Origin of the sequence: Trichococcus sp., assembly GCF_049589555.1 — a bacterium.
Classification (GTDB): Bacteria; Bacillota; Bacilli; order Lactobacillales; family Aerococcaceae; genus Trichococcus.
This window is the reverse complement of sequence record NZ_JBAWAZ010000147.1, coordinates 1-11,264: the sequence shown is the minus strand read 5'-3', so window position 1 is coordinate 11,264 and position 11,264 is coordinate 1. Positions and strand designations below refer to the sequence as shown.

General features: G+C 50.2%; 9 protein-coding genes, 1 pseudogene and 1 riboswitch. Of the genes and pseudogenes, 9 read left to right on the top strand and 1 reads right to left on the bottom strand.

What is annotated here, in order from left to right:
* From WBV27_RS05860 to WBV27_RS05845, 4 genes and pseudogenes are all read left to right on the top strand, one after another.
* A pseudogene (locus WBV27_RS05860) lies at nt 1–225 on the top strand (alcohol acetyltransferase); the annotation flags it as partial.
* Nucleotides 222–887, top strand: a complete 666-nt coding sequence (locus tag WBV27_RS05855) for a DUF6320 domain-containing protein (RefSeq protein WP_424200259.1) — start codon at nt 222–224, stop codon at nt 885–887. The pseudogene WBV27_RS05860 and the gene WBV27_RS05855, both read left to right, overlap by 4 nt.
* A 51-nt stretch (nt 888–938) precedes the next feature.
* Nucleotides 939–1,703 carry an SDR family NAD(P)-dependent oxidoreductase gene (locus WBV27_RS05850; protein WP_424200257.1) on the top strand — a complete coding sequence of 255 codons (765 nt, stop codon included), beginning with the start codon at nt 939–941 and terminating at the stop codon, nt 1,701–1,703.
* Nucleotides 1,704–2,015: 312 nt separating this feature from the next.
* Nucleotides 2,016–3,122, top strand: a complete 1,107-nt coding sequence (locus tag WBV27_RS05845; RefSeq protein ID WP_424200255.1) for a mandelate racemase/muconate lactonizing enzyme family protein — start codon at nt 2,016–2,018, stop codon at nt 3,120–3,122.
* A 203-nt stretch (nt 3,123–3,325) separates the two neighbouring features.
* Here the strand turns inward: WBV27_RS05845 and dapA are convergent, their stop codons facing one another.
* A complete protein-coding gene (gene dapA / locus WBV27_RS05840; RefSeq protein ID WP_424200253.1) occupies nt 3,326–4,213 on the bottom strand; it encodes a 4-hydroxy-tetrahydrodipicolinate synthase in 888 nt (295 codons plus the stop codon).
* A 140-nt stretch (nt 4,214–4,353) separates the two neighbouring features.
* A riboswitch (Lysine riboswitch) is annotated at nt 4,354–4,500 on the bottom strand.
* 490 nt (nt 4,501–4,990) lie between these two features.
* Here dapA and WBV27_RS05835 point away from each other — a divergent pair.
* The 5 genes from WBV27_RS05835 to WBV27_RS05815 all read left to right on the top strand — a co-directional run bounded on the left by WBV27_RS05835 (nt 4,991) and on the right by WBV27_RS05815 (nt 11,259).
* Nucleotides 4,991–5,374, top strand: a complete 384-nt coding sequence (locus tag WBV27_RS05835; protein ID WP_424200251.1) for a VOC family protein — start codon at nt 4,991–4,993, stop codon at nt 5,372–5,374.
* Between the two features lie 38 nt (nt 5,375–5,412).
* Nucleotides 5,413–6,075 carry a DUF1345 domain-containing protein gene (locus WBV27_RS05830; RefSeq protein ID WP_424200250.1) on the top strand — a complete coding sequence of 221 codons (663 nt, stop codon included), beginning with the start codon at nt 5,413–5,415 and terminating at the stop codon, nt 6,073–6,075.
* Nucleotides 6,076–6,116: 41 nt separating this feature from the next.
* Nucleotides 6,117–7,481, top strand: coding sequence for an MBL fold metallo-hydrolase (locus tag WBV27_RS05825; RefSeq protein WP_424200248.1), 1,365 nt, complete (start codon nt 6,117–6,119; stop codon nt 7,479–7,481).
* Between the two features lie 224 nt (nt 7,482–7,705).
* Nucleotides 7,706–9,949, top strand: a complete 2,244-nt coding sequence (helD, locus tag WBV27_RS05820) for an RNA polymerase recycling motor HelD (RefSeq protein ID WP_424200246.1) — start codon at nt 7,706–7,708, stop codon at nt 9,947–9,949.
* Nucleotides 9,950–10,335: 386 nt separating this feature from the next.
* Nucleotides 10,336–11,259: an AEC family transporter gene (locus tag WBV27_RS05815; protein WP_424200244.1), complete on the top strand. Its 924-nt coding sequence runs from the start codon at nt 10,336–10,338 to the stop codon at nt 11,257–11,259.
* Nucleotides 11,260–11,264: the final 5 nt, after the last annotated feature.

Here is an 11,264-nt window from a genome sequence, read left to right as displayed (position 1 = left end):
CCGATCGACGGCTACATCGAGAAAATGTATTTCCATACTTCGGCGGTCCGCCCGCAATTTTGCGCCATCAGTCACGGGGAGCATCTGACTGTCAGTTTCACTTCGCCCTTTGTCGAATCCACGATCGAGGAACAGTTTGTCAGGATTTTGACCGACGCTGGCGTAGCCGTCACTGTCGCAGCGAACAAGGTTTTGAGTGAAGATTTGGAAGGTGAGATATCATGAGACACTGCAAACATTGCAACGCGACCATCAAGGGAGAGTGGGAACAATGCCCCTTGTGCCGAACGACATTGGATGAAGCCGTCGATCCGGTTCTGCCGGATCCCTATCCGAAGATTCCGCTGCGGTTCAATAAGGAGATTGTCTGGAAATATTTGACCTTGATATCCTTCGTTTTGATCATCGCCTTCCTGCTGATAGAACTGATCTGGATAGGGCGGATGGAAAATCTTCAGCTCGCCCTGTTCGGGATCATGAGCATGTGGCTTTCCGTCTTGATCCTGATCCGGAAAAGGCGGAACATCGCAAAGGGCATCGTTTATCTGATCGTCTCTTTGTCGCTTCTGTGCATTTATTTGGATTATCTGTCAGGGTGGAGCGGATGGTCGACCACCTATGCTGTGCCGATCATCTGCAGTTTTGCGATCGTATCCTTATACATCGCGGTGCGCCTCGTCAACTTGGGCGTCAGGGACTACGTGTTGTACCTATTGACGGCCGCCATGCTGGGGCTGCTGCCGGCGCTGTTCCTGACCTTGGATTGGGTCACGACGCCATTGCCAGCGAGCCTGTCGGTTATGATGAGCGCAGTCACCTTGGTCATCATCCTGCTCTATCACGGCGGAGAGATATGGCGCGAGCTGGAGAAAAGGATGCATGTTTAACATAACGAAAAAGGCAGTCTCATTAATATTGACGAAACGCGAGGGAAAAAAATGACAAACAAAATAGCGCTCATCACAGGCGCAAGTGCGGGCATTGGCCACGAGTTCGCCAAAAAGCTCAGCCAACAAGGGTACGATCTGATTTTGGTTGCGAGGCGGGAGGACCGTCTTGTGGAAATCAGCAAACAGTTGACTACCAAAAGCGAAATCATCACGGCGGACTTGGCGAAGGCGGAGGAATGCTTCCGTCTGTACGAAGAAACGAAGGACAAAAACATCTCCATCCTGATCAACTGTGCTGGTTTCGGTGATTTCGGCGCGTTCACGACGACCAGTCTCGACAAAGAACTGGAGATGATTGATGTCAACATCAAGGCTGTCCACATCCTGACCAAAAAATTTCTGCCGGATATGATCGCAAGGAATGAAGGCTACATCCTGAATGTGGCTTCGGTTGCCGGACTGATGCCGGCTGGGCCTTACATGGCGACCTATTATGCGACTAAGGCCTACGTCACGAGCTTCACTTCCGCGATTGCTGAAGAGCTTGAAGAGAAGAAGAGCAACGTTTATGTTGGTTCGTTATGTCCGGGACCGGTCGACACGGAGTTCAACCAAGTGGCTGATGTGAAATTCAACCTGAAGGGTATCACTTCTGAATACTGCGTCAATTATGCCTTGGACAAAATGTATAAACGCAAGAAAATCATTGTTCCGACGATGTTGCTGAAGGGAGCGCTCTTCTCGTCGAAGCTGGCGCCGCGCAACTTGGTCGTACGCCTGACGAGCAGGCAGCAAAAGAAAAAACAGGGCTGATTGACGAGTGGGCAACTGGCGCAAGTAAAGCTGGCCGGAGAACGCGAGCGAAAATGGAAGCCGAATTTTTGAGGCAATACTTTAATCCGAAAAAAACAACGCACGAGCTACCAGTTTAGTATCATCCTACTGGCAACTTGTGCGTTTTTTATCGTGCAGCATCCGAAGCTGACAGGCTACGGCCTCACGTTTGGTGCCTAAGCGTTTTCTTGGTAAAATAGATACAAACGGGTGGTGGAACAAAATCAGCTTAAAAAAGTCGCTGCCTTATCCCGGATGGAAAGCGTGCCGGTAAAGAGAGGGGTTTTGATGATGAAAATCGACAGAATTGAAATTGGGGAAGTGGCCATCCCACTGCGGACGCCATTCAAAACAGCATCACGCACGGTTGATGCCGTGAATAACATCCTGATCCGCATCGTGACCGACAGCGGGACCGCAGGCTATGGGGAGGCGCCATCGACAGCCTTGATCACCGGCGAAACAAAGGCTTCCATCCGCGAGGCCATCATGCAATACATCGCTCCGAGCATCATCGGAATGGAGATTTTCGACCTGGATACCATCATGGAAAGGCTGCATGCCAGCATCGTCAACAACACATCGGCGAAAGCTGCCGTTGACATGGCAGTCTACGACCTATACGCCAAAACGCTCGGCCAACCTTTGTATAAAGTATTGGGCGGGGCGAAACGAAAAATCGAGACCGCCCACACAATCAGCGACAATCCTATCGATGAGATGGTGCGCGGTAGTTTGCAGGCCGTCCAGGACGGTTTCAGTATCCTGAATGTGAATGTCGGAAAACGTGGGCTCAAGGATGTGGAGAGCTTGTTGGACATCCGTAAGGCAGTCGGACCGGGCATCCGCATCCGGATCGAGGCCAATCAAGGCTGGAGCCCCCAGGATGCGGTCCGCAGCATCAGTATGCTGGAGGATAAGGGCATGCTGGCCGAGCTGGTGGAACAGCCAGTGAAGGCGAACGATTTGGCCGGTCTGAAATTTGTTACGCAACATGTCCAAACACCGATAGTAGCTGACGAGAGTGTTTTCTCCGTGAAAGATGCTCTCCACATCATCCAGACACAATCAGCCGACCTAATCAACATCAAACTGATGAAGACCGGGGGCATTTATGAGGCCCTCAAAATCTGCGCCGTAGCGGAGACTTACGGGGTGGATTGCATGATCGGCTGCATGCTGGAAAGCAAGGTTTCGATCAGCGCAGCGGCCCATCTGGCAGCCGCCAAAAACAGCATCACAATGGTCGACTTCGTTTGGCCGTCGCTCTTCAAAATGGAGGCCTATGAGGGCGGTCCGCTGTTCAACGGAGGCATGATCAAGCTAGGGGACGCGAATGGCATCGGCATCACCGCTTTTCCGAAGGCACATTTCAAGAAGCTCGGAGTCGTGAAATAGGAGAAATTTATACGAAGAAATCGAGAAAGGAAAAGCCATGAAGTTGAGAGAGTTCTACGTGAAACGAGCCATAGGTTTTGTTATCGTTATGCTTCTTGTACTGATTATTTTGTTGTTCAATAAATATATACTGCATCTTTTCTGACAAATATAAAACCCGCCCCGGAAAAAACTAATTTCCGGGGCGGGTTTTTCGGTTTGTCCTAAATCAAGCCGACTTTTTTCATGGCTGCGGCCAAACGGTCAATGACTGCTTGATCGGCATCCGTCAACGGCAGACGCAGCGGTCCGACGTTGAAGCCCAGCAGTTGCATTCCGGCTTTTACAGGAATCGGATTCGGCTCCACGAACAGGCAGTCGATCAGTTCTTTGTACTCGGCTTGCATCGCAGCGGCCTTTTTGATGTCGCCATCCAAGAAGGCATGTGTCATTTCGGATGTAGCTTTCGGTGCGATATTGGCTAAGACTGAGATGACGCCTTTTGCGCCCAAGCTCATCAACGGGATGATGGTGTCATCATTCCCGGAGTAGATATCCAGGCGATCGCCCAAAAGGCTCAAGTTGTCCACTGCTTGACTGAAGTTTCCGGTAGCGTCCTTCAACGAAACGATGTTATCGATTTTCGCCAGTTCCACCAGAGATTCAGGGGTAATGTTCTGGCCGGTGCGGCCCGGCACATTGTAAAGGACAATCGGAACTTTCACGCTGTTTGCGATGGCTTTGTAATGTTCAATCAAGCCTTTTTGCGATGTTTTGTTGTAATAAGGGGTGACGCTGAGGATCGCATCCACACCCGTTGCCTCTACAGCGCGCGTCAATCCGACACCGTGGCGCGTGTCGTTGCTCCCAGCACCGCCGATGACGGGTACGCGGCCGTTGACTTTTTCGACAGTGAAACGAATGAGATGAAGTTGCTCTTCATCCGTCAGCGTCGAAGCTTCCCCGGTTGTGCCCGCAATGATGATCGAATCGGTGCCGTTCGCGATTTGGAACTCAATCAGTTCTTCCAATACCTCGTAGTTGATTTCTTGGTTTTCCGTATCTTTAAACGGCGTAACAATCGCAACGCCTGACCCTTCAAAAATAGCCATGCTTATCTTCCTCCTGAATTCTGTTTTATATTTATGAATAGACAAAAAACGACTATGAGCAAATGGTCTCATAGTCGTTCAAAACAGGCTGCTTAAGCTGAAGCGTTGCATCCATATAGTGAATTCCACCAATTTGCCCCAACGTGAGAAGCTCACCGAACAAAGCTGGGCGGCTTTGTCCGACAGTGCCAGATTTATTCAACCTTGGCCCCAATACAGAGTATTTCGGCAGCAACACCTTTCAGGGAATCCCTTACTGATTGTTAACCGCGACCTCTTCATCACATCGAATCGTATTTTGTTAATTCCACACTATCAAATACAAATCAGTCTGTCAATCATATTCTGAGTGGATGCTGAGAAATTACTTTGAAAAAGATGGCAAAAATGACACATAAGTTTAAGGGAGGCAAGGCTACAGCGGGCAGGCGGCCGAAAACTACAATGACCTCCGATGAAGGCAAGCCCGGTCGGAGAAGGGCAATCGTAATCGGAGCTGACCTCCGGCCGGGTCAGTCTCTCCGGAGGACAGCAATAAAATCGAACAGGATCTCCGGCAAGTACCGCTTGGCCGGAGATGACGAACCCCCATACCGTTCCCGTAAATATCCGGATGCTTCCGGGAACGCATAAGCGCCAGCGATGTGATAAAATCAAATTGAGGAAACGCTTTTAAGGCAAGTCCAGAAAGGGATTCCGGGATGTTTTGTTGCAGGCCATCCGCGCAGAGTTAGTCTCCAGCGCACCGGCGAGGATGATGAGAGGACGTGAATAACGATGAAGATTGAACATGTTGCAGTGTGGGTGGACGATTTGGAGCTGATGCGCGATTTTTATGTTCGTTTTTTTGATGGAAAGGCCAATAAATTATACCGGAATCCTGAAAAAGACTTCCAATCTTACTTTATTACTTTCCGTGAAGGAGGGGCCCGTTTGGAGCTTATGAAGAGGATGGATGTAAACGAACGCCAACCCCTCGATATGCTGGGTTGGGCGCATCTGGCCGTATCCGTCGGCAGCAAGCAGAACGTCGACTATTTCACTGACAGACTCATCAAAGCGGGATATACATGCAAAAGCCAACCGCGCATTACAGGGGATGGCTATTATGAAAGCATGTTCCTCGATCCGGAAAAGAATGTCATCGAAATCACCATCTGAAAGAACAGTCAGGCCGAAAAAGCAGGGGGCGGAAAGCCATGAAGAAAAGAAGCCATTTATTTACCGATCAAACGAAAGCCGGAAGGGATATGCGCAAAAAGAGGACGCGCTTTCTGATTGCCGGAGCGATCGGTACGGGCATCGGGCTGACCGGCGGATTCTTGTTGCGTTGGGAATTGGCCCCTTTGATCGGGTGGGACAGTGCCGCAATTATTTTATTGTATTTGCTGTGGAAGGATTTTCATCCGCATGATGGCACGGAAACGGAAAGGATTGCGCAAGAAGAAGATATCCAATATTCGACGATCGATTTTTTTGTCCTGATGGCATGTCTGATCAGCATCGGAGCCGTTGCGTTGATGTTGACGACCCACGAACGCAGTTTCGGGACCATCGGATTTGGTCTGTTCAGCATCGTGCTCTCCTGGACGACGGTGCACAGCCTTTATATGTTGCGGTACGCGGAACTCTATTACCGCGATGTGAACGGCGGAGTCATCTTTGAGGGTACCGAAAAGCCTAATTTTTGGGATTTCGCGTATCTGGCGTTCACGATCGGGATGACTTATCAAGTCTCCGACACGACTTTCACGACACCGGAATTCCGGAAGGCTGCGCTTGGCCATGCGCTATTGTCCTTCGTTTTCGGGACAGCCATCATCGCCACGACCATCAATTTTGTCGCAAGCCTGAGCAGATGAATCATACTGAATTTTCGACAGGATAAAGGAGGAGTTCATGCATGTTTTTTAAATCATTTTTCGATCCCCAAGTAGCGCAATTTTCCTATTTGGTGGGGTGTCAAAAAACAGGAGAAGCCATGATAATCGATCCCCTGCGCAAGTTGGATGACTATATCTTGGCAGCCGAAGAAGAAGGTTTGGTCATCACGGCAGCCACCGAAACGCATATCCATGCCGATTATGCATCCGGCTTGCGGGAAACCGGGAGGCGTTTAGGAGCCAATCTGTATGTCTCGGACATGGGCGGGGATGACTGGCGTTACCAGGATCTGCCGGAAGGAAGCGTGCTGCTGCAGGATGGGGACATCATCTCCGTAGGGAAGGTCAAACTGGAGGTCCTGCACACACCTGGGCATACGCCGGAGAGTGTGTCCTTTCTGTTGACGGATATCGGCGGAGGTTCGGACATTCCGATGGGGTTGTTCACCGGCGATTTTATCTTTGTGGGTGACGTCGGCCGACCGGACTTGCTGGAAGAGGCAGCGCATATGCAAGGCACCACCGAAATCGGAGCAAAAGAAATGTTCCGCTCTCTTCAGAGAATGGCTGACTATCCGGATCATCTGCAGATTTGGCCCGGGCACGGTGCCGGCAGCGCCTGCGGGAAGTCGTTGGGAGCCGTATCGATGACCACTTTGGGCTACGAAAAAGACAACAACTGGGCTTTCCAACATGACGAGGAATCGAGTTTCATCGAAGCTTTGACGGATGATCAGCCTGAGCCGCCGACCTACTTTGCCCAGATGAAAAAAATCAACAAACTGGACAGCGGCGCCTACGTGCCTTATCCAGTCTACCCGCTTCAGCAGGCCGGTCCAAATGATAGGCTGATCGATCTGCGCGCGAAAGAAATATATCAAGCCGGACACATCGAAAGGACACTCAATATTCCGCTGAACAAAAAGTTTTTGACTTACGCGGGTTGGTTCCTGGATTACGAAGGGCAAGTGACGTTCATCGGAACCAAAGAGCAGGCTGAAACGGCTGCCCGTCAGCTGCAGCTCATCGGGTTCGACCAAGTCAGAGGCTATCTGGATGCCGGCCAGATCAAGGATGAAAAGATGACCGAAATGATCACGGCAGCCGCCTTCATTGCATTGCGCCAGGCAAAGGATCTGCAGATATTGGATGTGCGTTCGAAGAGCGAATGGGATGAAGGGCATCTATCCGATGCCAAGCGCGTACTCCTCGGCAAGCTCTTGGAGGAACCGTTGCCGTTCAAACGGGATGAGCCTCTGTACGTCCATTGCCAATCCGGCGTCCGTTCCGCCGTCGCCATCGGTGCATTGGAGGAGAGGGGATTCAAAAAGATTGTCAATATCCTGGGAGGATACACTGCGATCGAAAAGATCCTCAACGGATAGACACAAATGCGCAGGACCTGTAAAACGCAATCCGAACAACAAAAACAGCCGGAAGGAAGAGCTTCAACAGGTCTTTCCTACCGGTTTTTTTTTGATTTGGAACGTTTTAATCCAGGTACAAGGAATAGCCAGAATCTCTGTGCGATGGTATACTACTAATTGTCGCATTTAGTGGAGTAGACCGAATAGTCCAAGAGTTTTCTTAAGAGAGAGGTGTCATTTGGTTGCATAAAGATCTAACGAAAGAACAGGAACGTGTCCATCGCGTCATTAAAGTCATCAACAACGAAAAAACGCGATTGGCCGAGCAAGTAGAAGAAAAAAGTGAAAAGCAAAGACAGCAATTAAAGGAATCCAAAGAGATCAAAATCAGCCAAGGTTCTTCAGAGAGTGTCTGGGAATCGTCGGCTGAACTGCGGGCTTTTGAGCAGGAGCTGATGATCCGCAACAACGAATTGCAGAACAGCAACGAGCGTGTCGCTGTCTTGGAAAAAATGCAGGATGAGCCTTACTTCGGCCGTATCGATTATCACGATGATTTCGGCAATGAAACGATCTATATCGGGATCGGATCCTTGTTCGAGAAAGATGAGAACCTGATCGTCGACTGGCGTTCGCCGATTGCCTCGCTTTATTATGAAGGCAGCAAAGGCGAAAAAGTGAAGCTGATGATAGCGGATCAACCGATGTCCTACGGCGTTGACCTGAAGAGGCAATTTCTGATCAGACAGGCGGAAATCATCCGCATGATGGACACGGACAATGTCATGGGCGACCCGTATTTGCTGGAAGTGTTGGAAGGACCTTCATCCTATCAGATGGGCACGGTCGTATCCACCTTGCAGAAAGAGCAGAACCAGATCGTCAGGGAAACCAGAGCAGCCGTCACGCTGATAGAAGGGGTGGCCGGATCAGGAAAAACGGTTGTCCTGATGCAGAAAATCGCCTATCTGCTGTATGCTTTCCGGGACCAATTGAAGTCGGAAGAAGTCGTCCTGTTTTCCCCGAACAAAATATTCCAGGAATATGTTTCCCAAGTGTTGCCTGCATTGGGCGAACTGAATGTGGGGAACACAACCTTCAGCGAATTCATGGAGCGGAAAGTGACCGGATTTTCTTTGCGCGCCGATCAAGAGGACAGCTTAGCCAAGGTTACGGTACTGAAGGGCAGCTTGGCCTTTTATGAAGCGTTGCAGAAATACGGCACGCTCCTGAAGAAACGCTACCTGAAATTCTCGGATATCCGTTTCCGCGATGATATCATCCTCTCGGAGAAGGAGATCGAGTCGGCCTTCTACAGCATCGAAAGCCAAGGTTCATTGGCCAGCAAATTGGATATCCTCAAAAGGCACTTGCTGCAGCGCGTGGAACGCATCCAGCAGTCGCAAAAAGGCAAGCCATGGGTCGAAAAAGAAATGATCGCCATGTCCGATCTGGATCTGTACCGTTACGAGAAAGAGACCCACAACCAAAAAGCGATGGAAGAGGCCATGACGGCTGATATCCTGGAGGACGCTTTCGAACCGATCGTCGCGAGGATCGAAGCGCTGGCCTTTATCCGCTATAAGAACCAATACATCCATTTCCTGAGAGCCGTCCCTAAATTGCTTTCATTGGATGCTTTCGGCTTGGATGAGGATGAATGGCGCGCCCACATCGCTGTGGTTGCGGAACACATGGCAGAGAAGAGTGTGCTGCTGGAAGATCTGGATGCCTACTACAGTCTGCGTTTGTTGCTGAAGGGACCATCCAGCGACATGAAATACCAATACATCTGCCTGGATGAGGTGCAGGATTTTTCACCTTTCCAACTGCAGATGTTGCAGCATGCCTACCCGAGCGCACGCTTCATCTTGAGCGGCGACTTAAATCAGAATATCCTGAACAGACGTCTTTCCTTTGATGATCTCCGGACCATCTTTTCCGAAAGCACGTTCCGTTCCTATCGTTTGCTGACCAGCTACCGGTCGACGAATGAAATCGTCCGTTTCTCGGAAAGCTTCATCGAAGGCGAGAAACCGGAAGGGACCTATATCCGTTCCGGCAAGAAACCGGAAGTACTCTTGACTGAGGATGGCAGGCTCGATATGGGCTACATCAGACAAAAGGTGGAGGCGAGTGTCGCGGCTGGCATGCGCGTGGCTTTCATTAGCCGCAATGCGGAAGATGCGGAGCGCATCAGCCAAGACCTGACTCTAGTTGGCATTGATTACAAACTGGTGCAGCAGGATACCGACAACAGCCATCATCCGGTATTGATCATGCCGGCCCGTTTGGCAAAAGGTCTGGAATTCGATGTCGTTTTTGCGATTTGCCATTACCCGGCAAAAGCTGCCCAGAACGAACTTCAGATCCTCTATACAATCTGCACCCGGGCAATGCACGAACTCTATCTGACTGTTTCCGAGAAGGAAGCCGGACTGATGGAACGCGTTGCTCCGGATTATTATGACGTAAGAAATATGTGAACCTGAATGTAGGAACAAGGGGCTGTCCCATGAGGCAGTCCTTTTTTGGTTATATCCGCCTAGTTGTCTGATTCTTAGCCGTTATCGGACAACATTCGCGAGAAGCGATGTCCGGTTGTCCGATACTTCGGTGTTATCGGACAACCTACTCCAGAGACAGGTTCCGGTTGTCCGATACTTCAGCATAATCGGACAATATTCGCCTTGGCGGAGCGCTGGTTGTCTGATTCTTAGTAGTTATCAGACATTCAATGGGAATTGTGCGCAATATGATTTTTCTGCTGCCGGAAAGTCCATAAATCTGAATCGAAAACAAAATTTCAGCGCATAACTGTGTTAGAATTTGTATATATATAAATGGATGGGACAGGGGAGGCGTTCGGGTTTTGGATGTTAGGGTTGTATTTGGTAGGATGATCATGCTGGTTTTGATCATGTTTGTGGGCTATCTCGCGACGGTCATGAAAGTTTTCGACAAGCACGCGAACGCCAATTTTGCGGCATTGATCACCTACGTAACGGTGCCGGCGCTCGTCATCGCTTCTGTTGAGGGCGCAGGTGAGGTGGGTACGAAATCGGACACGCTCTTCGTCCTGCTGACCGCGACATTGATGTATCTTTTCACAGTCGGATTGGCCAAGTTCAGTCCCAAACTGTTCCGCGCGGACAAAGAAACCGAAGGAATCATCGAGTTCCTGACCATCTTCACGAATAACGGCTTCATGGGATTGCCGGTCGTGCAAGCCATTTTCGGAACAGGTGCGCTTTTTTATGCTTCATTGTACGGCATTCCCAACAACCTGCTGATCTACTCTTTGGGCGTCTTTCTGATTGCGAAAGGCTCCAAGAAATCACAGGCGAGTTGGAAAGCAATCCTGTTGAATCCCGGCAATCTGGCTTCGTTGTTCGCGGTATTCGTCTTCCTGTTCGACATCAAATTACCGGCGTTGGTGATGGACACAGCCACCAGCATCGGAAACATCACATCCCCGTTGGCAATGATCATCATCGGCGCATCATTGGCCGACATCGATATTCTCGGCGCCTTCAAGGAATGGAAAATCTATCTGTTTGCGTTCTACCGGATGATCGTGATTCCGCTATTCTTATGGTGGGCTACGAAAGGCATACTGACGAACCCGACCATGCTGGGGATCCTCGTCATCATCTCGGCCATGCCAGGCCCGGCGATGGCTGTCGCGCTGTCGATGCAGTACGGAGGCAACACCGCCTTCTCAACGCGCTACGTTTTCATTTCGACGCTGCTCTCGGTATTTACGATTCCGTTATTGGCTGCTCTGCTTTTTTGAGCGGC

What these genes read in the sequence shown, in the direction of transcription:
- dapA (WP_424200253.1), bottom strand. Translation starts at nt 4,213, where the DNA reads ATGGCTATTTTTGAAGGGTCAGGCGTTGCGATTGTTACGCCGTTTAAA.
- WBV27_RS05825 (WP_424200248.1), top strand. Translation starts at nt 6,117, where the DNA reads ATGTTTTTTAAATCATTTTTCGATCCCCAAGTAGCGCAATTTTCCTAT.
- WBV27_RS05835 (WP_424200251.1), top strand. Translation starts at nt 4,991, where the DNA reads ATGAAGATTGAACATGTTGCAGTGTGGGTGGACGATTTGGAGCTGATG.
- WBV27_RS05845 (WP_424200255.1), top strand. Translation starts at nt 2,016, where the DNA reads ATGAAAATCGACAGAATTGAAATTGGGGAAGTGGCCATCCCACTGCGG.
- WBV27_RS05850 (WP_424200257.1), top strand. Translation starts at nt 939, where the DNA reads ATGACAAACAAAATAGCGCTCATCACAGGCGCAAGTGCGGGCATTGGC.
- WBV27_RS05855 (WP_424200259.1), top strand. Translation starts at nt 222, where the DNA reads ATGAGACACTGCAAACATTGCAACGCGACCATCAAGGGAGAGTGGGAA.
- WBV27_RS05830 (WP_424200250.1), top strand. Translation starts at nt 5,413, where the DNA reads ATGAAGAAAAGAAGCCATTTATTTACCGATCAAACGAAAGCCGGAAGG.